This is a genomic window from Sphingobacterium athyrii (assembly GCF_003071065.1).
Taxonomy (GTDB): Bacteria; Bacteroidota; Bacteroidia; order Sphingobacteriales; family Sphingobacteriaceae; genus Sphingobacterium; species Sphingobacterium athyrii.
In genome coordinates this window covers 395,179-418,192 of record NZ_QCXX01000006.1, presented here as the reverse complement: position 1 = coordinate 418,192, position 23,014 = coordinate 395,179, and the positions used below count along the sequence as shown (strand labels likewise).

The 23,014-nt window shown below is 40.3% G+C and carries 19 protein-coding genes; 6 read left to right on the top strand and 13 right to left on the bottom strand.

The features are described from left to right. Window positions 1-2: 2 nt before the first annotated feature. The 5 genes from hemN to ettA all read right to left on the bottom strand — a co-directional run bounded on the left by hemN (window position 3) and on the right by ettA (window position 6,101). Entirely contained in the window at window positions 3-1,373 is a 1,371-nt protein-coding gene (gene hemN, locus DCO56_RS21570) for an oxygen-independent coproporphyrinogen III oxidase (protein ID WP_245935892.1), read from the bottom strand. 6 nt (window positions 1,374-1,379) lie between these two features. Continuing rightward, entirely contained in the window at window positions 1,380-1,790 is a 411-nt protein-coding gene (locus DCO56_RS21565) for a Rossmann-fold NAD(P)-binding domain-containing protein (protein ID WP_108635805.1), read from the bottom strand. Window positions 1,791-1,998: 208 nt separating this feature from the next. Then, window positions 1,999-3,066, bottom strand: coding sequence for a response regulator (locus DCO56_RS21560; protein WP_108635804.1), 1,068 nt, complete (start codon window positions 3,064-3,066; stop codon window positions 1,999-2,001). A 153-nt stretch (window positions 3,067-3,219) separates the two neighbouring features. Then, window positions 3,220-4,410, bottom strand: a complete 1,191-nt coding sequence (locus DCO56_RS21555) for a PAS domain-containing sensor histidine kinase (protein ID WP_108635836.1) — start codon at window positions 4,408-4,410, stop codon at window positions 3,220-3,222. A gap of 8 nt (window positions 4,411-4,418) precedes the next feature. After that, complete coding sequence (gene ettA, locus DCO56_RS21550) at window positions 4,419-6,101, bottom strand: energy-dependent translational throttle protein EttA (protein ID WP_108635803.1); 1,683 nt, start codon at window positions 6,099-6,101, stop codon at window positions 4,419-4,421. 185 nt (window positions 6,102-6,286) lie between these two features. On the opposite strand from ettA, the gene DCO56_RS21545 reads away from it, so the two are divergent. Both DCO56_RS21545 and DCO56_RS21540 read left to right on the top strand, forming a co-directional pair. Further along, on the top strand, window positions 6,287-8,812 hold the full coding sequence (locus tag DCO56_RS21545) for an ATP-dependent Clp protease ATP-binding subunit (RefSeq protein ID WP_108635802.1): 2,526 nt from the start codon (window positions 6,287-6,289) through the stop codon (window positions 8,810-8,812). A 137-nt stretch (window positions 8,813-8,949) separates the two neighbouring features. After that, complete coding sequence (locus tag DCO56_RS21540) at window positions 8,950-9,396, top strand: hypothetical protein (protein WP_108635801.1); 447 nt, start codon at window positions 8,950-8,952, stop codon at window positions 9,394-9,396. 65 nt (window positions 9,397-9,461) lie between these two features. Here the strand turns inward: DCO56_RS21540 and recN are convergent, their stop codons facing one another. Then, window positions 9,462-11,123: a DNA repair protein RecN gene (gene recN / locus DCO56_RS21535; RefSeq protein WP_108635800.1), complete on the bottom strand. Its 1,662-nt coding sequence runs from the start codon at window positions 11,121-11,123 to the stop codon at window positions 9,462-9,464. Window positions 11,124-11,584: 461 nt separating this feature from the next. Between recN and DCO56_RS21530 the strand changes: the two genes are divergently transcribed. Both DCO56_RS21530 and DCO56_RS21525 read left to right on the top strand, forming a co-directional pair. After that, on the top strand, window positions 11,585-12,199 hold the full coding sequence (locus tag DCO56_RS21530; RefSeq protein WP_108635799.1) for a SprT-like domain-containing protein: 615 nt from the start codon (window positions 11,585-11,587) through the stop codon (window positions 12,197-12,199). Window positions 12,200-12,266: 67 nt separating this feature from the next. After that, complete coding sequence (locus tag DCO56_RS21525; protein WP_104385601.1) at window positions 12,267-12,680, top strand: hypothetical protein; 414 nt, start codon at window positions 12,267-12,269, stop codon at window positions 12,678-12,680. Window positions 12,681-12,807: 127 nt separating this feature from the next. Here the strand turns inward: DCO56_RS21525 and DCO56_RS21520 are convergent, their stop codons facing one another. The 4 genes from DCO56_RS21520 to DCO56_RS21505 all read right to left on the bottom strand — a co-directional run bounded on the left by DCO56_RS21520 (window position 12,808) and on the right by DCO56_RS21505 (window position 15,429). Beyond that, on the bottom strand, window positions 12,808-13,068 hold the full coding sequence (locus DCO56_RS21520) for a hypothetical protein (protein WP_108635798.1): 261 nt from the start codon (window positions 13,066-13,068) through the stop codon (window positions 12,808-12,810). 148 nt (window positions 13,069-13,216) lie between these two features. Further along, on the bottom strand, window positions 13,217-13,546 hold the full coding sequence (locus DCO56_RS21515; RefSeq protein ID WP_108635797.1) for a hypothetical protein: 330 nt from the start codon (window positions 13,544-13,546) through the stop codon (window positions 13,217-13,219). 16 nt (window positions 13,547-13,562) lie between these two features. Then, window positions 13,563-14,858, bottom strand: coding sequence for a FecR domain-containing protein (locus DCO56_RS21510; RefSeq protein ID WP_108635796.1), 1,296 nt, complete (start codon window positions 14,856-14,858; stop codon window positions 13,563-13,565). A gap of 43 nt (window positions 14,859-14,901) precedes the next feature. Next, window positions 14,902-15,429 carry an RNA polymerase sigma factor gene (locus DCO56_RS21505; RefSeq protein ID WP_108635795.1) on the bottom strand — a complete coding sequence of 176 codons (528 nt, stop codon included), beginning with the start codon at window positions 15,427-15,429 and terminating at the stop codon, window positions 14,902-14,904. 259 nt (window positions 15,430-15,688) lie between these two features. On the opposite strand from DCO56_RS21505, the gene DCO56_RS21500 reads away from it, so the two are divergent. Then, entirely contained in the window at window positions 15,689-16,288 is a 600-nt protein-coding gene (locus tag DCO56_RS21500) for a MauE/DoxX family redox-associated membrane protein (protein ID WP_108635794.1), read from the top strand. 132 nt (window positions 16,289-16,420) lie between these two features. Beyond that, window positions 16,421-16,744 carry a hypothetical protein gene (locus DCO56_RS21495; protein WP_108635793.1) on the top strand — a complete coding sequence of 108 codons (324 nt, stop codon included), beginning with the start codon at window positions 16,421-16,423 and terminating at the stop codon, window positions 16,742-16,744. Between the two features lie 60 nt (window positions 16,745-16,804). Here DCO56_RS21495 and DCO56_RS21490 read toward each other — a convergent pair whose 3' ends face one another. Genes DCO56_RS21490 through DCO56_RS21480 form a run of 3 tightly spaced genes read right to left on the bottom strand, consistent with a single transcriptional unit; the run spans window position 16,805 to window position 23,004 of the window. After that, window positions 16,805-18,151 (bottom strand): RagB/SusD family nutrient uptake outer membrane protein, encoded by a 1,347-nt coding sequence (locus DCO56_RS21490; protein WP_108635792.1) that lies wholly within the window; start codon window positions 18,149-18,151, stop codon window positions 16,805-16,807. A 19-nt stretch (window positions 18,152-18,170) separates the two neighbouring features. Then, window positions 18,171-21,368, bottom strand: coding sequence for a SusC/RagA family TonB-linked outer membrane protein (locus tag DCO56_RS21485; RefSeq protein WP_108635791.1), 3,198 nt, complete (start codon window positions 21,366-21,368; stop codon window positions 18,171-18,173). Continuing rightward, on the bottom strand, window positions 21,361-23,004 hold the full coding sequence (locus DCO56_RS21480; protein WP_108635790.1) for a TlpA family protein disulfide reductase: 1,644 nt from the start codon (window positions 23,002-23,004) through the stop codon (window positions 21,361-21,363). The genes DCO56_RS21485 and DCO56_RS21480 overlap by 8 nt, the downstream gene beginning before the upstream one ends. Between the last annotated feature and the right edge of the window lie 10 nt (window positions 23,005-23,014).

The window sequence follows — 23,014 nt, the reverse complement described above, 5'->3', positions numbered from 1 at the left end:
TGTTAAATTGCTTCACTAAATAATTGCTTTTTTGTACGCAGTTTCAAAAAACGCTGATCAAAAGCCATACAAATATTCCGTAGAAATGAACGCCCCACGGCAGTGCATTGAATCAGCTCACCCGCTATGCTAACCAAGCCGTCCTGGACCAATATGGACAATTCCTCCTTAATCTGTTCGGTTAAATCCGATGTAGGATCCAATTGCACTTTACCTTTACACATCATATCGAGGATATAGCGTCTTATGACCAAATCTTCCACATTAAGGATATGTCCTTTCACTACGGGCAACACACCCGATGCGATCAACTTATGATATTCCTCAACTGTTTTCACATTTTGTGCGAAACCAGCCCAAGCATCACTGATTGAAGACACACCAAGACCAATTAATAAAGGGTTAAACCGATCCGCATAACCCATAAAATTACGGTGCAAGCGTTCCTCCTGAAAAGCCAGATAGAGCTCATCGTCTTTTTTCGAAAAATGGTCCATACCGATATCTGCGTATCCCTGTGCCAGGATCAGCTTTTTCCCGAGATTATAAAGTGCTAATTTAGCAGTACCCTTCGGCAGATCTGCCTCGGTATAATGCCGCTGTCCCGGCTTCAACCAAGGAACATGGGCATAACTATAAAAAGATATACGATCTGGCTTCAGTAGCATGCATTTTTCAATGGCATCCTGCACAGATGCTTCAGTCTGCTTAGGCAAACCATAAATCAAGTCGAAATTAATGGAATCAAAACCGATCTTTCTTGCATTCAGCATCACTTCTTCAACTTCTTCAAAGGTCTGCTGCCTATTGATCATGAATTGCACCAATGGATCAAAATCCTGTATCCCTAAGCTGAGACGACGGAAGCCGAGGTCGAAAAGAATCTGTAAGTGTTCTGTTTTGGTATTCGCGGGATGTGCCTCAAATGAAAAAGAACGATCTGCTGTGACATCGACATCTTTCAGAATCCCCTCAATCAAGAATTTTAAGTTTTCCGGCTGAAAAAAAGTTGGTGTGCCGCCGCCCAGATGTATTTCTGAGACGAGCAGTTTCTCCCCTTTGAAAACAGCCCGATACATCTCCCACTCCTTCAGGAGCGCCGTAATATAAGGCAGCTCAACCTGATGATTTTTTGTGATACGTGTATTGCAACCACAGTATGTGCATAGACTTTCGCAAAAGGGCAGGTGGATATATAGGCTCAGTCCCTTATCTTTTGACTGCTGGAAAGTACGGTATACTTGATCCTTCCAAGCTTCGGTAGAAAATGTTCGCTCGTCCCAAAATGGAACTGTCGGGTAACTGGTATACCGTGGCGCCGCGACATTGTATTTCTGCACCAATTCCTCCATAGATTTTTCCTGTGTACTCATTGAAAGTTATTTTTTTGCGCAGTCATTCAAACAACAGCACGCTTTACCGACACATTTTTCCATTCCCCAAAGATTGAGATTCCGAACAGTCTGTTCTGCCAGTCCTTTTGGGCTTTGATCCTCAAAAGGCGCATTGGCAATCTGAATTCTCAAATCACCCGCTTTGACCAAATCAATATGCGATGTATGCTTACTTCTTGTCATGATCTTACTAATTCCTAATTTTTTTAAATTAAGTAGCATTTTATCATCCAAAATATCTCCCCCAGAGATGACAACCGCATCCTTTCCGCGCGCATAATTTTGCGTTTCGAGATTTAATCCATTTGAAATCAAGGTGAGGTCATGCTGTTTTGCATTGGCCAATGCCCAAAACTCTTTTTCAAATGACCTCACATTATATACAACTACTTTCATTTTGAATTCTACAATCAACCCTATATAAGTTTATCCTAAAAACAAAAGTAAATCATCGCTAGGCCCAAAAACATGATACATGACCATACCTGACAATGATATATATCACAATTATGGAAAAGGGCCTGTCCGAATTGCTCGGACAGGCCCTTTTGTAGATATTTTGTATCGCAAGCGCAAAGCGCACTGACTATTCAATTTATTTCTGTTATTGTTTTACATCCCTTAGATTTTTGATCGAATTGATGTAAATCTTTCCTTTTTCCTTCGAGATCAGCTTTTCCTCTTTAAAATCGGAAAGCATACGTGAAACTGTTTCATTTGCCGTACCTGCTATCGAAGCAATTCCATCTCTGGTAATATCAATTGTACAGGCATTGACCTCATTGATATTGATTCCGTTTTTTTCGGCTACACTGATCAGTGCATTGGCCACACGTTTGCGGACAGAATGGTATGCGAAGCCCAACAATTGCTCTTCTTTTTCACGAAGGTCCACCGAAAGTAATTTAATAAATTTGCTAGCTATAGCAGGTTTTTTCCATAGGAGCTCCAAAAAGGCGTCTTTTGGGATTAAAATAACTTCGCTGGATTCAACAGCTTCCGCATAATCTTCATAGTTTTCATTCAACAGTACAGAAGCATAGCCAAAATAATTCCCTTCTATATAAATCCCTGTCGATAGTTCCCGCCCATCTTTGTACAACTTAAAGCTACGAACCTGCCCCGATTTGACATAATAAACATACGTAGGTGAATCGTCTTTCTCAAAGATTGACTGTTTCTTTTTTACCGTTTTCACACGTGAATTGGCGAGCAATTCCTGTAGCAATAAAACTTGTTCCTCTTCACTCAGGTTCAAATCATACTCCTCACCCGAATCTGCGGATAACTGCTCATGCTTTTTCAGACGAACCTCAATTGCGTTCATCAGTTCCACATCATCAAAAGGTTTGGTCAGGTAATCATCCGCCCCCATCTCCATTGCCTTACGCATATCTGCGCGTTCGGCTTTTGCGGTCAGAAAAATAAAAGGAATTTTTGCGGTACTTTCTATCTTGCTCAGCATAAATAGTACACCATAACCATCCAATTCTGGCATCATGATATCACAGAGAATCAAATCAGGAATATGTCGAGTTGCCAAATCAACTCCCACCCGACCATTCTCAGCTGTAATCACCTCATACCGTCCTGTCAACTCTAAAATCTCAGTTGTCCCCTCTCTAATGTCAATATTATCCTCAATGATTAGAATAGTCTTTTTATTGTTCATGTCTCAATAATTATTGATGAGTGTCTATTGTCATTGCTTTCAATTAACTTTTTACACTCAGTTCTTCTTTCGTCTTTATAGTCATTTGAATACACAAATCCTTTCCATTTATGATCGACAAGCCTATCGCTCCACCATCAATTCAGATAGTATTTAAATCTTATCAAAACTGACTTTAAATGATGTTCCCTTATGCACTTCCGAAACAAATTCCATTTTACCCTCCATAAGCTCGATATACCTTTTTACGATATTTAAGCCCAGTCCAGTCCCCGGAATATTTCCGGTGTTATGTGCTCTGAAAAATGGTTCGAACAAATGCACTTGATCCTCTTTAGGAATACCTATACCATTATCCTTAACGGAGATCGAGCAGCCCTTATCATCGATACAGGTTGTAAATTCTATTAAAGTATCTTCACCCGAATATTTGATGGCGTTGGAAATCAAATTCACCAGCGCATTTTTTAACAAGTTCGGATCCAGCGAAAAATGTCCGATTTCCCCCGTATGTTGGTAGACAATATGCTGATTTTTCTTACAGATCAATTGCATCTCCTCGGTGATTTCTTCCGCCAGTTCAACCAGATTAATATACTGTTTGTTCATGACCACAATTCCCGCTTCTAATTTTTCCAGTGAGAGAAAATCATTCAATATACTGGTGAGAAGCTGCACTGCCCCCTTGATCTTGTTGGTATGTTTGATAATATTGGCCTTATCATCGGGACGGTCCGCATATTTTTCAATCAGAGAAGCCGACAATTGGACAGAGCTCAGTGGTGTGCGAAACTCATGTGAAGCCATGGAGACGAATCGGGATTTAAGCTGGTTAAGTTCGATTTCTTTTTCCAGAGATTTGGAAACTTCTGCTTTTGCTTTTTCCAGTTCGGAAACCAGCGATATCAAATCACGTGTCCTTTCACTGACTTTATGTTCCAATTCGGCAGCATGCTGTTTTAGCATATCTTCTGCTGCCTTTTCACGGGAGAGATCATGGATAAATCCTGTAAAAATATTTTTATCTTTAAGCCAGACTTCGCTCACTGCCAAGCGAAACGGAAATGTCTTTCCGCTCTTCTTTAGCCCCATCACCTCGCGTCCGATCCCTATAATTTTTTTATGGCCGGTGGTTTGATAATTATGAATATAGTTATCATGATTACCCCGATCGGGCTCAGGCATTAACATTGACACATTATGTCCTATTACTTCTTCAGCGTTATATCCAAACAATTCTAAGGCAGCAGGGTTAATGCTTTCGACATTCCCCCTGTTGTCTATGGTAATAATTCCATCAATTGCATGGTCTATTATGGCCGCCAAAAGCCTTCCGCCTTCCATGATCATTTTTATTTCACCAATTTTTTGTATTTAATGCGATGTGGAGTTACATCACCCAAACGTTTTTTACGGTTTTCCTCATATTCGGTATAGTTACCTTCAAAGAAATAAACCTGAGAATCGCCTTCAAAAGCGAGAATATGTGTACAGATACGGTCTAAAAACCATCTATCATGGGATATGACCACAGCACAACCACCAAAATTCTCCAAACCTTCCTCTAACGCGCGCAATGTATTGACATCAATGTCATTGGTCGGCTCATCGAGCAGGAGCACATTTGATCCTTCCTTTAGCGTGATCGCCAAATGGACACGGTTGCGTTCTCCGCCAGAAAGTACACCTACTTTCTTTTGTTGGTCAGCACCGTTAAAGTTAAATTTAGATACATAAGCTCTGGAATTTACGGAGCGATTGCCCAGGATCATGTTATCGTTACCGCCAGTGATATTTTCCCAAACGGATTTCTCAGGATCAAGGTCATGGTGCATCTGATCGACATACCCCAATTTGACAGTCTCTCCCACTTTGAACGATCCCGTATCCGGCGTCTCCTGTCCCGTGATCAGACGGAATAAGGTTGTTTTACCCGCGCCATTTGGTCCGATGATACCAACAATACCGGCAGGAGGCAACATGAAACTTAAATTTTCAAATAAAATACGGTCGCCATAAGCTTTGGAGATATCGGTTGCCTCGATGACAGAGTTACCCAAACGCGGTCCCGGCGGAATAAATAATTCCAATTTCTCTTCGCGTTCTTTTGTTTCCTCAGAAGCCAATTTCTCATAATTATGAAGGCGGGCTTTAGATTTGGCATGACGAGCCTTTGGAGCCATACGTACCCATTCCAGCTCACGCTCCAATGTTTTCTGACGTTTGGTTTCCTGTTTTTCTTCCTGCGCCAGACGTTTAGCCTTCTGGTCTAACCAAGAGGAGTAATTTCCTTTCCAAGGTATACCTTCACCACGATCCAGCTCTAAGATCCATCCTGCGACATTATCCAAGAAATAACGGTCGTGGGTAACAGCAATGACTGTTCCTTTATATTGTTTTAAATGTTGCTCTAACCAGTCGATAGACTCTGCATCCAAGTGGTTGGTCGGCTCGTCGAGCAACAAGACATCTGGTTCCTGTAATAATAAGCGACATAATGCTACACGTCTGCGCTCACCACCTGACAAATTGACAATTTTAGCATCAGGTTCCGGACAACGTAAGGCATCCATTGCTCTTTCCAATTTGGAATCAATTTCCCAGGCATTTGTTGCGTCGATTTTATCTTGCAATTCGCCCTGTCTAGTCAACAGTTTATCCATCTCATCTGGATTTTCGTAGACCTCAGGCAAGCCGAATTTTTCATTGATTTCTTCGTATTCTTTTAAGGTTGCCGTGATTTCGGCAACACCTTCCTGTACAATTTCAAGAACGGTCTTTTCGAGATCCAATTGGGGTTCCTGTGCCAAATATCCCACAGAGTAACCCGGAGAAAACACAACTTCGCCCTGATAAGATTTGTCCAAACCCGCAATAATTTTCAATAGTGAAGATTTCCCGGATCCGTTCAAACCGATCACGCCGATTTTGGCACCATAGAAAAAAGATAAATAGATATTTTTTAGAACTTGTTTTTGAGGCGGATAGATTTTATTGACACCCGCCATCGAAAAAATAATCTTCTCGTCTGACATAAAATTTAAAAAAATTGGAAAACTCTTATTATATTAACATACAAATGTAATCTTTTATACTGACATTTTGGACGTATAATGGTCATGGCTTAATTGTTGATGACATTATTTAAAATAATTTTAAGGTTTGAAATGTAGAATTTACTACATTTATATATCCTTAATATAAAACAGAAAGGTATTCAATGGAAGCAAAATTTTCACCGCGCGTAAAGGATGTTATATCGTACAGTAGAGAGGAAGCTTTGAGATTGCGTCACGATTATATAGGCACAGAGCACTTGTTGCTCGGCTTGATTCGTGAAGGCGATGGAATGGCGATCAAAATCCTTAAAAACATAGGCATTGACACAACTGCCCTACGTCAATCTGTGGAAGACGCAGTGAAGGGGGCATCTGTATCACGTGCACCTATTGGCAACATGCCGTTAACTAAACAAGCTGAAAAAGTTCTGAAAATTACTTATTTGGAAGCGAAGATTTTCAAATCTGACATTATTGGGACCGAGCACCTATTATTGGCTATCTTACGGGATGAAGATAATATCGCTTCGCAAATTTTACAGCAATATAATGTGACCTATGACATCTTCAAAGCCGAAGTAGAGCAAAATAAAACCACCATCAAGGATGAAGCTCCGGGCTCTCCTACCGGTGATGATGACTTTGCTGAGGATGACCAATATATCCAACCTAAAAAGGTTTCGGATATCAAATCCAAAACACCGGTATTGGACAACTTTGGCCGAGATCTGACCAAAGCTGCCGAAGAAGGTAGGCTGGATCCGATTGTAGGTCGTGAAAAAGAAATCGAACGTGTATCACAGATTCTTTCTCGTCGTAAAAAGAATAATCCGTTATTAATCGGTGAACCCGGAGTAGGTAAATCAGCGATAGCGGAAGGATTGGCACTACGTATTGTGCAACGCAAAGTATCCCGTGTCTTGTTCAACAAGCGTGTGGTTACTTTAGACCTGGCTTCATTGGTTGCGGGCACAAAATATCGGGGTCAATTTGAAGAGCGCATGAAAGCGGTCATGAATGAACTGGAAAAATCACCGGATGTCATTTTGTTTATTGACGAAATACATACCATTGTCGGTGCTGGCGGTGCTTCAGGATCTTTGGACGCTTCCAATATGTTCAAACCAGCCTTGGCAAGAGGAGAAATACAATGTATCGGTGCAACTACACTGGACGAATATCGTCAATATATTGAAAAAGATGGCGCTTTAGACCGTCGTTTCCAACGTGTGACGATTGAACCGGCTACACATGATGAGACTGTAGAGATTTTGAATCGCATCAAAGAGAAATATGAGGATCACCACAATGTGACCTATACTCCGGATGCAATCGAAGCCTGTGTGTCCCTGACAACACGATATATTACGGATCGGTTCCTACCGGATAAAGCGATTGACGCTTTGGACGAGGCTGGTTCACGCGTACACTTAAATAATATTCATGTTCCACAATCCATTATTGACATCGAAAATAAAATCGAGGAGGTCAAATTGGAGAAAAACAAAGTAGTACGCAGTCAAAAATATGAAGAAGCTGCCAAGTTACGCGATACAGAGAAAAAGCTTATCGAGGAATTGGAGAAAGAAAAGATTGCCTGGGAAGAAGAAACCAAATCTAAGCGATATACTGTTTCCGAAGAAAATGTAGCGGAAGTTGTCGCGATGATGACCGGTATCCCTGTACAACGTGTCAGCCAAACTGACAGCCAAAAGCTGTTGAATATGGGTGAATTGATGAAGGGAAGAATTATTGGTCAGGATGACGCTGTTGGCAAATTGGTAAAAGCCATCCAACGTACACGTGCCGGACTGAAAGATCCTAAAAAACCGATCGGTTCCTTTATATTCTTGGGACCTACAGGTGTCGGTAAGACAGAATTAGCGAAAGAGCTTGCGCGGTTTATGTTTGATACTGAGGACGCACTGATTCAGATTGACATGAGTGAATACATGGAGAAATTTGCGATATCGCGACTTGTAGGAGCGCCTCCGGGATATGTCGGTTATGAAGAAGGTGGACAGTTAACAGAGAAGGTACGTCGCAAACCTTATGCTGTAGTGCTTTTGGATGAGATTGAGAAAGCACATCCAGATGTGTTCAACTTGTTGTTGCAAGTATTGGATGAAGGTCAATTGACCGACAGTTTGGGCCGTAAAGTAGATTTCCGTAACACCATTATCATCATGACCTCCAACATTGGCGCACGTCAATTGAAAGAATTTGGTCAGGGCGTTGGTTTCACAACCGCGGCAAAATCGCAACAAACGGATGCGCATTCCCGTGGAGTAATCGAAACTGCACTAAAAAGAGCATTTGCGCCCGAGTTTTTAAACCGTATTGACGACGTTATTGTTTTCAATTCGTTGACAAAAGAAAATATCTTTAAGATCATTGATATTGAATTGACGTCATTGTTTAAACGAATATCAGATTTGGGTTATACCATTAACTTGACGGATGAAGCGAAAGGTTTCATTGCAGATAAAGGTTATGACAGTAATTTCGGTGCACGTCCTTTAAAACGTGCAATCCAAAAATATCTGGAGGATCCAATTGCAGAAGAAATTCTGAAAGGAAATGTCCAAACCGGTTCAGTTTTAACGGTGAGCATTAATCCGGAAACCAAAGATATTGAGGTCTCTAGTTCAGATCCGAAGTCTTCAAAAGATACAGCGGAGAAATAATCGCTTGCTGTACTCGAAATAAATTCAGAAAATGCACCATAATGGTGCATTTTTTGTTGTAAAGAAGATTGACGTTAAACTTTTACACTATTTTATCGTCCTATAATAAAAAAACTGTCACAAATAACACAAACGATATGAAAAGACTTTTATTAGCAGCTTTAATTGGAACCGCAGCCTTGGTTTCATTCTCTTCTTGCAAGAAGGAGTATGTTACAAATTACCTACCCGGAGTGAGTTATGTTACGCCAGTTCCTTCAAATGGCTGGGTCCGCAACAACAATAACCCATCTAACTTTAGCCATGAACTTAAATTTGATGAATTGGATGCTCAATATTTTGACTATGGTCATGTAGGAGTTGCAATAACATTCAACTATGATCCAAACAAAGGACATGCTACATCATACACGAATATTCCAGCGGAATATATTGGTAACTACAGTTATACATTTGACTATGAGGTTGGGTATGTTATTATTAATGCCGCGTATGTCGGAGCTCCTGTAAACGGCACTCCTCCTCCCCCTCCAAACATGTATGCAAAAGTTACACTTACAGATGCCGATAACGGCGGTAACTAACAAAAAAAAATAGCCTTGAAATAGAAGTCCGAGGCTATTTTTTTCTATATAATTTACTTTCGTACCTACCCTTTCAACAACAATTCCGCATGCTCTAGTGCAGCATCCGTAGGATTTGCACCACTCAGCATTTGTGCAATCTCTTTTACTCTTCCGGATTGATCTAAACGAACGATATTCGATATAGTACGGTTAGCCCTATCTTCCTTGTATACTTTAAAATGCGCAGCACCTTTTGAGGCAATCTGCGGCAAGTGCGAAATCGCGATTACCTGCATATTTGTGGCTAAATTTTCTATGACCTCACCGACACGCAAAGCGACTTCTCCCGAAATTCCAGTATCGATCTCATCAAAAACAATTGTTGGTAAAGCCGAAGTTTTGGCAACCAGAGACTTTATGGCCAACATCACACGGGAAAGCTCTCCGCCTGAAGCCACACGATGGATGGATTGCAAAGCCTGTCCTTTATTCGCTGAAAATAGGAAATGAATGGTATCTACTCCAGACTCACGCATCTCTCCTTCTTTTAGTGGCTCTAATACAATCTGAAGTACCGCATTTGGCATACCGACATTCAACAGCGTATTTTGCACCTCTCCGGCTATTGTATCCAATACTAATCTGCGTGCGCTTGAAAGCTCTTTCGCATTGTGTAGCGCAACTTTCAGCTTCTCTATAACCTCTGCTTCCAGACGCTCCAACTGCTCATCGGAGGAATTGATAGCCAATAGTTTTGCTTCCAGATCATCTCTTAATTGAATGAGTTCCTCCACTGAGTCGACATGATGCTTTTTCTGCAACGAATACAGTAGGCTCAATCGCTCATTGATCTCCAGTAAGGTACCCTCATCCAAGTGAGTATCCTCTTCGAGCGAAGTCAACTCCGCAGCCACATCTTTTAATTCGATCAAGGTGCTCTTTACCCGTGCAGCTAGATCGGCCGCTTCGGGCAGAAATGAAGATATTCCTTCAATCTGCGACATAGCATCTTTCAATTGTGTCAATACGGCTATATCTTCGTTTTCTAACAGACGGGAGGCCGCATTTAAGGACCGTTTGATATCCTCGGCATTCTCCAATTGCCGCTGTTGCTGCTCAAGTGTCCCCTGTTCGTCAGGCACGAGCTTCGCCCCATCTAGCTCATCAAATTGAAATTGAAAATAATCCAGTTCTAAAGCCGCCTTTTTAACCGTTTCTTTCAGCTCCTCAAGTTCGCGCTTTGCCTTTTTATAGGACATATAACTCTCCTTGTAGCTTTGTTTCAATGCAAATGAATCCGCTACACTATCGACTACCAAAAACTGGAATTCCTCGGTATTGATCTGTAAAGTCGCATGCTGTGAATGCACATCGATCAATTGCTCTCCCAATTGCTTAAGTATCACCAATGTAACCGGAGAATCATTTACAAAGGCACGGGATTTACCATCTGGTGTTATTTCCCGTCGGATAATCGTATGATCCGCATAGTCAAGGTCATTCTGCTCAAAGAAACTATTTAATTGATAAGCTCCGATATTAAACTCCCCTTCGATTACACATTTTTTAGACGGATCAAAAAAGTGTTTTCCCTCCGCCCTATTACCCAAAATCAGGGAAAGTGCTCCCATAATAATGGATTTACCCGCTCCAGTCTCCCCAGTAATCATATTCAACCCTTTATCAAATTGGATTTCCAATTCATTGATCAGGGCGTAATTCTTAATATGTAAGGTATCTAGCATATTCTTAAAGGTCTATTGTTACAGTTGGGAGGAAAACCGTTCCTCATCCGGATTGTATCGTATCTTTTATGGTCCTTTCTTTAGTAGGTAATTTACCTAAAAATCAGACGTTTTCAATGCATTTTGTTTCAAAAAAAATTGTTTCGGGTTTAAACATCTAGTGCTTTAATTAATTCACTACTGCTAAATACTAAAAATAATATCAAAATTCCAAATAAAACTAATTATAATAGCTAAAAACTAACAGTTAAAAAATCATCAATGGTATTTTATCTACCAGTGATTACGCAGATTAGCCCCCTTGATACAATGATTTGATCTTATCAAGAGCAATATACGACAAGTAGCTACTTCGACTATAAACATATAAACCTTATCTTTTGACAGTATCATGTTTGCTTGTGACAAAATAATGTCGCGTCGTTATTAGGTAAGCATGAATAAATAACTATTTTTACAGCATGCAAGATTACAGTGCTACCCTTAAAAAATACATGCCTGAGGAAGCTGCGCCGATCATATCTAACTGGATCAATCATACAGCGTGCCTGTTTAAGATCTCCCGTTCCCGTAGCAGCAAATTGGGCGATTACCGTGCTCCTTTTAGGGGCAGTCCACACCGTATTTCGGTCAATCATGATCTGAATTCCTATTCCTTTCTAATCACAACCATACATGAATTTGCACATCTACAGACTTGGAACAAGCATCAGCACCGTGTCAAACCACATGGGGCTGAATGGAAAAAACATTTTAAGGAGCTAATGGATCCATTTTTAAAACTAAATATCTTTCCGGCTGACATAAGCGGCGCAATACACAGTTATATGGAGAATCCGGCTGCATCAAGCTGTACAGATCTTCATCTATTCCGTACGTTAAAAGCTTATGACAAAGCAAAAAGCAATGCACTGACGGTAGAAGCATTGGAGGATGGCCATTTTTTTAAATTGAAGAACGGGCGGTCTTTTCAGCGGATCGAGAAAATACGGAAACGCTATAAATGCATGGAGCTGACCAGCAAACGCATGTACCTGTTCAACCCAATTGCGGAAGTATTTCTACTAGAACAATGATTTTTAACAAATACATTCATTATATTTTTATCTTTGCTAACTTAGGAAACAATTAAAGAGAGCTTTTATGTTACACTTACACTCGACAATAGCAATTGTCTTATTGCTAGCCCTGGTGATATCTATTGTGATCACCTTAATGAACTATCTAGGCAACAAACCTTACAACCGTAAAATTGCCTTATTAGGTTTTATCGTATCGCATATTCAATTATTGGTGGGATTGATTTTATACTTCGTTTTGAAGTACCCATCGATGATCTCTGGCAGCGTGATGAAAGATCCGACATTACGTTTAAAAATCATTGAGCACCCATTGACAATGATCATTGCCATTGTATTGATCACCATTGGTTATTCAAAAGCTAAAAAGATGGAAAATTCCAGAAAAGCAAATCAAACTGTTGTGATTTTCTACATCATCGGCTTAATCCTGATGCTTGCCCGTATTCCATGGGGTACATGGTCATTATTTGCATAGTCTATCATCAATCATAGCAAAAGGCATCAATTGTTTAGTTGATGCCTTTTTTTATTTGCCAGCTACCGCGCCAATACAAAAAAAGCCTCAGCAAAACTGAGGCTTTCAATATTTTAAACGACTTTAGTTAGTCACGGTTTTTTCCAAATCCCAAAATACCAAAAACAGTTTTAAATGCGATAAGAGAACCTACGATCAATGAGATATTTGCTATCGCGGAGAACAAGAATGTTTGTTGTCCCAGTGCAGTACATACATCCGGTACAAAACGGATAAATGTGCCTATTAAACCTAAAGCGATAGCTACTACCAATGTTTTGTAGTAATGAGTTTGATTCGCATTATTATCAGTTGTCTTTGGAGCTCTTGGTTGTACAGTTTCTGCCATTTCTATTTCGATTTTATTCGATACAAATGTACAAAATATTCTATGTTTGAAAAATAAAATTGAAAAAACCGGCGACGAAATAAATCCAGTAATGAAATAACTGGAAGCAACAGCAAAATTTTCTATGAATTTTCATATAAACTGCTGTTTATTCAAAGTATTTCATTTGGTATTTTTCTTTTTTTCTGTTGAAATCATAGGGATTTTCTTTTGTAATGTGATAACCGTTGCAATGAGTGCAGCTATACACATAACGTTGCTTAGGCCTTCCTTGTCCCTTATTAAAATTACGCTTACGCCTATCTGGTCTAAGCCTCCACTTCTTATAACGCCATTTTAACCAATGCATAAAGAAGCTTGCTTCGCTCCGACTATTAAAACGCACCTTTCCAGTAGCACGGCATTTGTGTCGCTCGATCAGGCTACTGATTTCAAAAGTAGTGAATACTTCATCGATAAACTGCTTTTTGCTGCCCATGTTACTTGCTCCTTTCTTACTTTAATTTCCTGTCATTCCTATCTAATTGCCGCATGGCTACTCTATCGCGTTTATCCTCGGGACAGAAGCTTATCATCCCTTTCTCTTCATGCAGCAGCACACCTGCCTGTCGAATTGCGCTATATACTTCCTCCCTGCCGCTTTGGTAGCAGATAGATACCGAAATGAGTTTGTTCTTTGGAATGCAGTCCCATCTTTTTATCGTAAACCCTTCCCAGCGGCTCATTTCATCCACAAAGGCCCATAAAGGCATGTTTCTATAAATCCGGATTTTTCGAGTCCACATCTTTGCTTCTTCAAAATCCAGATTTGCGACATAGGTCATTGTATCACGAGGAAGCTGATTTTTACCTACATATTTAGCCCCAATATATACGAAATCACCAGGACAGACTATAGACCGCGTTTTGTTCAAGCTATGAGAATAAACCTCCAGCTTTCCATCATTAAGCATTGTCTTGGTTTCATTGTTATATGAACGGATCAAAAAGTCAGCACGATTAGCCATCACTTTGCCTTTTTCAGTGCCAATAATCAACGGAACACCACGATAACGGTTATTGGCATCAACATACGCTTCCCCTCTGATATATACGACTGTCGCCCCCCCTTTTTGAAGTGGATAGCTTAACCGGGACTGTGCATTCATCCGTACTCTGGTACCGTCCTCCAATTCAACCAAGCACTGCTGACGCGGGCCAGTATAAATCTCCAGATTTTTCAAACTGAGCGCATTACTACTGTTTATCTGATTTCTCTGAATACGCAGCAGCCCCTCCTCTGTGCGGGTGACAGTTAAGTCGCCAAGCTGTACTATTTTACCAAAGGTATCCTGCTCAACCCTTATCCATGTTGAGTCAGTTGCCAATAAGAGACAGGAAGACTCAATTAGCGGGATCTCCGTGTTGTCCGCGATGCCAAGACATTGCCCCTCCAAATGCAATATGATATCCTCTTTTTTATGTGGATAAGATAAGTATAACAATATGCCTCCAATAAATAACAACAAGGCTGCGGCATATCCAAATTGGACGTATTGCTTTATTTTCTTCTTTTTCCGTATACCCTCGCCGTGGATTTTTATTGCATCAAAATCGGGATTCCAATTGTCCAGCGAATCTTTGGGCAGCTGACCTTCCAGCTTTCTGAGTCCCTCAATGAGCAGAGCGTCATATTCCTCTTCTGTATAGTATGCTTTTCTAACTAACAGTTCTGCCTCTTCCTCTTGGGTTATTATTTCCAGCAGCTGCTTCTTGATCAGCTCTTGAACTTTTATATTATCGCGTTCCATTTTTCGTAGATTGTAATCTGTAATCAATTATAAGTTGGTATTATTATCCTTTTAGGAGCCGCCGCATCTTAGCGAGTGCCGTACTGAGTAAGTTTCGGACCCGTTGGGGGCGTAATTTATGCCGGATTTCCAATTCCTTATTGTCCAGACCATTTATTTTCGCATCTATCAATATTTTCTTTTCCATGGGGGTAAGCTGTTCTGCTTTTGATAAGACCACTTCCAGCATTTCTCTATAATGTAGATCAGCGTCACAGTCATTGCTGTGAGGTTCATTCCGGAGCTCTTCTATTGCCATTTTTCGATCTATCTTTTCCTGTCTTCGCATTTTCAGGGCAATATTTTTCGCTATCACCATCATCCAGACAAAAGGATCATTACGCAAAGCAATCTTCTCCCTTTCCACAAATAGCAGTTTCAGTGTTTCTGAAATCACGTCTTTGACAAGTTCATCGTCATTGTTGATAAAGTTTTTGATTCGCTTTTTTAGCTGGCTACCATGTTTAGCCATAATAAGCCTCAACCCGCGGTCGGGCTCCCTAACTAAAATCTCAAAAGGATCTTCCCCCATATCTCATCATTTAAGTGTAACAAAGGTTTATATAACCGACTAAATAAAAAATAAATACCTAATAAACAGCTATTTAAAAAATAAATCTATTTACAGCAGGTACATATCGCTTACTTATGGTAGCTATATATAAACAGGAATGAAATAATTGAATTGGCAATACTAAAATAGAAATAAAAAACCGACAAAACAAATACAAATATTTGATTTTTAAATAGTTATACAAAAAGTATGACCTGAAATTATAGTGCATAAAAAAATGAAAACAAGAGCTTTACATATCACCACCACCAGTATCCGTGTCTTTATGATACTCTTTTGGGCATGGGTCGCGCTCGACAAGCTATGGGATCTGCAAAGTTTCCGCATGGCCTTGACAAAGCAGCCTTTTCCGGACTGGTGGGCAGGGATCTTGGTTTGGTTGTTGCCTTTGGTGGAAATGGGCATCGTGGCGCTTTTAGCAATAGGTTCATTCAAGATTAGGAAGCTTATATTACCGGATCCTTTTTTTCTATCGGCAATCTTATTAACGGTCTTTACAATCTATATCGGTCTGGGCGTTGCAGGACTGTACGCGCAAAAGCCCTGTGGTTGCGCCTCGGTACTGAGCAGACTATCCTGGGGCTGGCACCTTGTTGTCAATCTGCTATTGTTGTTTCTATCCATATTGGGGTGGTACTTGAGTGGCCCAACTACCCCCATGGCCAAGTCTAAACGATACAAAAAGCAGGTGGTTTTATTTCCCGTCAGGTCTCTGTTGTTAAGTACTCCGATCTATGCGATCATCTTGGAGCGCGTCAAGAAATACAAAATGCGATTTGCTGTCTTCCCGGCCGGGCCGGTGCAGTTTAAATTATGATACGTGATGGACAGCCCGTAAAAACAGATCCCGAGGTATTAGCGACCAATATACCTCGTTAAAGAAAGTTATTGGTCATCATTAAAGTTTTTTGAGGTAATCTTTTTTTGCTATTATAAAAAAGGCCCTAAAATGAAAGCAATATCTTTCATTAAAAAGCATGCAATGGTGGGGTTAGCCGGAGCTGCAATAGTTGGTTTTAGTTCGTTTAAGTTTGTTGAACAATATGATAGAGCTGGTTTAATGTGGTATCCGGTAGATTCATCGGGAAATATTTCCAATACAGGTACTACCTCTCCCACAAGCGGCTGTAGCGAGGAAGAACTTCCGATTGTCTGTGAGATACAATTGGAATCAAACCCCAACGGGACTCCGCCAGCTACACATATCAATGACACACAACTCCGAGGGGGGGCTGTTCCTTTCGAAGATGCAAAATTCCGTAACGAAAATTAATCCCTAAATATAGATCAGATACCTCCAATGCCAAAGGAGGTATCTGATTGATAGCCCTATTTATTTATACTTCCCTAGATCAGTCACAACTTTTGGAAACGGCATAGCATACCGTTTACTATTGGGCTCCAAAATATATGTATTGCCATCAAAACTTTTTTTAATTGTTCTCGCAGTTTCCTTTTCTAGATTAAGACGCTTTAAATCCGACCAAGCAATACTCCGCAAAAGCAGCTCTTTTCTTCTTTCCAAAAGTATCCGCTTCAATAACTCGACATTTGACAAATCTCTTATAGATTTAAAATCCGAATACCGATGCGCTAATAAGTGATTAAGATCTAGCAAGCTTTTCTCAGGGTCGCCAGTGCGCAAATACGATTCGGAGCGGATAAGATAGAGTTCATCTGTCGCAAGTCCCCCAAAATAGACTCCAGATCCAAGATAAGATCCCTTAAAATTATAGTTTCCATTTTTCATAGTAAAGAATCCTATTTTGCGAAGATCATTATCTTCATACTTGTCCAATAGATCTCTATTAACATCAATACGGGTATCTGACATGATCTGGGCATAACTCATCGAGGTATAAAATATCACTTCCTTATTGTTTTCTTTAAACGGATAAGCCAGTGAGAGATTCAGTTTGTTGTAATCCAGGAGTGCGCCGTCAATCTTGATCGCCTGATCACTATGGTTTAGAGCATCCACAAAATCTTGCATAATCAGATTAACCCTTGCCAACATCATTAGGGCCGCCTTTTTATTGGGCTGATAAATATTTTCAGATGTATTATCCAATAAAGATACTGCTTCTTTCAAATCCATCTTTATTTGTTGATAAGTCTGTTCCAACGTTGAACGCTGCAACTTTATGTCAAGATCAGTACCATCCCGCAGTGGTAAGCCCTGAGCGTTCTTATTCTCTTCGCTGTATGTGAAACAATATACTTGCGCCAGTTGAAAATATGCCCATGACCTAAAGAATAGTGCCCTACCGCGGACATTATTATATTTCTTTAAGTCACTATTTCTTTCAATTTTTGCCAAGATATCCAACACCAGATTTGCATAATATATCTGCTGATAAGAGTTTCCCCAATTTTCCAATCCAGCATTATCGATAAAGATTTCGTCCCGCCAGAGGTAGGCGTTAGCTTGCCATGGAACCAAACTAGACCAATAGGAAGGAGGAACCACAAAATCACCAGCAGCGATATCACCCAAAGGTATTGCTCTGCTTGCATTCATAATTGACGTCCTGTTTAAAATAGCTTCTGCATCAGAAAGTGTACTGGGGATTACGAGCCCTTTAGAAGATCGAACCTCCAACCAATCCCTTTTACAACCCTGTATCGATAAGATAACAGCGATAACGGGCAGAATTAATACTGCACTTTGAATTTTCATTATATCCGTTCCTTTAAGATTAATAATTCATTTTTATTCCTACAGAAAATATCCGTGGCGCTAGATAAAAAGAAGCTGACGGATAGTCTGGATCCAAACCCAATTTATTTTTATGCCAAAGGATCCCTATATTGTTCAGATAACAATAAATCGACAGATCATTTATCTTTGATCGAGTATTCAAAAAGTGGGACAACGAATAATCGACCCGGATATCCCGCATCCGAATATGATCCCCTTGTTCCACCAAAATTTCAGACTGCGTATAAACGACATCCCTATTTGCTACATTGGCAAAAGGATTTGAAGGTATATTGGTCTTTAGTTCATCCCCAGGTTGTCTCCAGCGATCTAAATAATCTACATGCATCCCTTTACCGTTGGTCAGCAGCAGGCCATATTCTACAGAATTGCGCCTAAAAAAATAACCAAGTTTAAAAGCAATATTAAAACTAAGCGATAGATCTTTCCATCTAAGGTTATTTCTCCAGGCACCTGTCCAGAGCGGCACACTACTACCGTGGTTAATGAGATCATCCATGGATAGACTATTTATATATTTTGTATACTCTGTATCCATACCGTTATTGTCCACTAGTGGATTTCCGGTATTATGATCCAGCCCCTCCCATGGCAGACTATATAGTGCATCCAGCGATTTATATTTTAGAGGGCGCTTGTCCATACCTGTTGTATACCCCAGGACAGAGACCGTATTATCACCATAATAGTCAGTTACTACGTTACTTGTTCTTGATAACCAAAAATCATTGGACCATTTAATTTTATTTCCAATCTCAGCATGTCTCAAAGTCAAGTCTACCCCTGTAGTTTTCATTTTGGCATAATTACGCTTTAACTTAGCCTGAGAACCGCCATAGTATACTGTGGGATCGATCAGGTCTATACCAATAAGATCGGCTGAATTTTTTCGGTAGTAATCCAACGATCCGCTGAATTTTCCTTTTATCCTGAAATCCATTCCTATATTCATTGTAGCAACCTTCTCCCAGCGCAGATTTTGGTTACCGGGCGAAGTTACCAGCGCCTGGCGTAAATTAGTCGTGGAGTTGACGCTATATGAAATCGTCGGATAAGCAGTCATGCTTCTATCAATATTCCCGTTTTTACCATAAGTGACCCGCCATTTCAAGAACGGTATAATATCATTTTTAAAGAACTTCTCTTCCCCCATATTCCAGGCCAGACCTGTAGACCAGAGAGGAACTCCTTTTTGGTTCGTATTGACTCCGAATAAATTTGATGCATCCCAGCGTATGCTCCCCGAAAGTAAGTATTTAGACTTCCAGTCATAACCTAAGTTTGCGTAATAGGAAAGATATCGGTCGACATTTTCCCTAAGTGTACTCATCGGGAAAGGAATTCGCCCGGACGACTGTGGACGAAGTGGGTAAACCTCTGTGTAATCCAATATCATCTGCGAGGTTAACAATTGGTCATCGTAACCATATAGCGTGTAATCATCCAGTTTACTCACAACTTCACGTTGCTCCATCCCGGAGAGAAAAACAATTCGGTTAGGGCCAAATTGACGGTCGACATCGAGTTGCAGCCTTCCTGATCTAGACAACAACTGCTGCCTGCTTTGGCTAAGTATATCTCCATTGGGAAATATCCTGTCCCCTTCTGCCTGTGTATAACGATTGACCAAATTTCGCACATAGTAACTCTCCTTTTTTTCTAAATTCCGATAGTTTGTCAATGCCTTCAATGACTGTAGATTGAGTGACAAACGTATTCCCTTCATAATGTTGTAATTGATTGCCAGAGACCACCTATTCTCAGACAGGTCTGCACGCTTATCCTGTAGCTTGAGCTCATCCAATGGCCTATAATCCCAATCCAGCAATCCAAAGGCAGGAGCGTCCGCCACATATTCCAAGTTATAATCACGAAGTACCGCCGCAGAACCTCCGTCTTCTTGTTTCAATGCCATATAGGGATAGAGGTATGAAAAATTTCTAAAATCCACAGCATTTGACACACTATTATTTACCATAAAACCATATCCAAAATCAATCTTCAGCTGTCTTAAAGGGGTGTAGCTAATTGAAGATGAAAAGGTGATTCTTTTTTGGCTGTTACCGACATCATTGAGGCGCTGGCCATCCCATCCGCCCGAAAAATAATAGCTAAGGTTTGAAGAGCCGCCCTGCATATTTAGATTATACTGTTGATAAAATGCCGGTCGATACAGATAACGCTTGGCATCATCACGCACATCTATCTTTGCCATGTCATTTAATCGCTGATTAAGCTCCGCATCACTCAGTTTATTATTTTTGTGCTGATATAACCACATCACTACAGGAGATAATGGTGGTTTACTGGCGTCATTATACCGCGCATCATAGATTCCTCTTTCAAAAAAATCCCGTTCCAGATCAATGTAGTCTTTAGCTCCTATAAATTCCTTTCCATATTTCAGGTCTGGTCTAGATGAAAAAGAATTTAGGACATTCAATCCGATAGACAATGGTCGATCTTTCAGTCCTTTTTTTGATGTCATTACAATAACACCATTTGAAGCCCTGGCACCCCATATCGAAGTTGCGGCAGCATCTTTGAGTACCGTGATAGATTCGATATCATTTGGATTGATACCATTGATATCACCGTCATAAGGAAAGTTGTCAAGTACAATCAGAGGTGAGCCATCAGCATAGATGGTGTTTGTGCCCCTCAATCGCATAGTGGCACGACCATTGTCCCCACTCATATTGCTTATACGTCTCTTGTCAAACTGTAAAGAAGGTGCAATATCTTCTAACCTCTCCAGCACAGTTGAAGATGTATTCCGTTGTATTTTCTTATTATCTATATAATCAAAGCTTCCGGTAGCTCGCTCCTTAGGTAGTGAATAATAGCCTGTATTAACCTGCACCTCATCCATCATAACCAGTTCAGGTGTCAGGCTTATCAGGAAATTATTCCGTATCCCGTCAATTACAACTCGCCTGCCTTTATACCCTACAGACGATATCCATACCGTATCATACCTAAGCGTCGAAAAACTAAATTCCCCATCGGCGCCCGTTTTTGCCAAAATAACTGACTGTAAGCTTTTTATAGTACCCCCTGCGATCCCCTCTTTCGTTTTTTCGTCGACCACCCTTCCTTTAATATCCCATTGTGCATTGACTATAAAACATACACAGGTTAATATGACAACAACAACATATCTGCAACTAATCATTTCCAGCCCTCCTTTCTATCACAAGCATAGGTAAGACTGTCATATCCTTTTTTATTCCCAACCCGAACTCTCGAAGTGCCCCATCAACTGATAGGAGATTTTTAGGATCAGCATGGAGCTCAATATTTACGTTACCCTTATATCCAGTAAGGTCAGCAATGGGTAAACTATCCCTATAGTTACTAGCTGCAAGATGTGAAACAAGGCTTTGAAAGGGCCGATTGATCAGTTTATAGGATCTTTCTTCGGCAAGCGTTTTTCCAGCAGCTTTGTCCATCGTCCAATATTTTTTAAAAAGTATCGCATCCCTCACATATAGACACCAGGCTTCAACTTTTCGATCCGCAACGTATGCATTTACGTTAAATTCTGAGAGAAGTAATCTGGATAAATCCCTTCTGAATAGATCCATTTTTTCTTGTTCGTCCAGCACCTGGTGGCTGCTCAGGTAATAACAATACAGATTGATTTCTTTCCATAGGCGCAGACGCCTTTCAAGTTCATAATTTTTTGTATTGAGAAGTTCTAAAGGCAGTTCCATACGATATCGCGATGAATCCGGAATATTCCATATTACCCTATTACGGATCCCCACAAATGGTATTTCTTTACGATTCGCATAGTGTATAAATCCCAGAATAGAATGGTTATATAAAATCAATGAATGTTTTTTATTTATTACTGCAAACACACTGTAAGGCAAAGCTTTAGAAAAATAACTACCAAAGATCAAATTATCCGTTTTGATAGAAATAGCATCCTGTGCGGATAAAGTTTCCAGATCTTTACGGTTTATTTCAGATGGTTTGGACAAGAGTTGGACAGCTTTGTCCCGCACCAGATTGTTGATGGTGGCAATGGACGTTAAATTTCCATCGGTAATATACGCTACCCGCCCATCTTTGATCCAGATCTGATGCGGCACACTTACGTGCGGAAAATATTTTGTGAATAGTGTGTCTTTATATACACAAGGGAAAACGATGTCGTTCTGTTGTAATATCCGTAAGGTAGATCTTGCGTCATTCATGGTGATTGGCAAGATCACCGCATCACTATCTATCAAATGATTTTGTGAAGATAGATCCTTTAGCTTATTTATACAAGGGGCACACCATACGGTCCAAAAGTCAATGATTATCAAATTTTTATTCTGAAACTCGCGCAATGTTTTTACATTTTCGATATCCTTACTATTTATAATTGGCAATGGAACGTCCCACAGCGATGCCGGAATACTGTCTCCTACTCTCAAAGGCTGGATAGAAAGCCCATCGACCCCGCTATCCCTGCGGGGCGTCTGAGCTGATAAACTAAACATATGAAACAAACAAACCAAAATAAACAGGGCTTGTTTATTCTTCAACGTCTTTGAAAAACAAATAATAAAATTAAAAACCAAAAAGTGTAGCTTCAGCGCTAACGGTATTATAACATCCTTTAAACTCTTTGGCATCGGCGCAGTGGTAAATGCCGAAATGATCTGCCTCAGACGATACACTATACGATCTAAGGGGGCCTTTCTATCCCATGTGAATTGAACTTTTTTTAATTTATTTTTTCCAACGCCATTCATGGACACCGGATGTGCTACCCTATCCAATAAGGCAGACACCAGATTTGATCTATTTGTCATCTGCTTATTG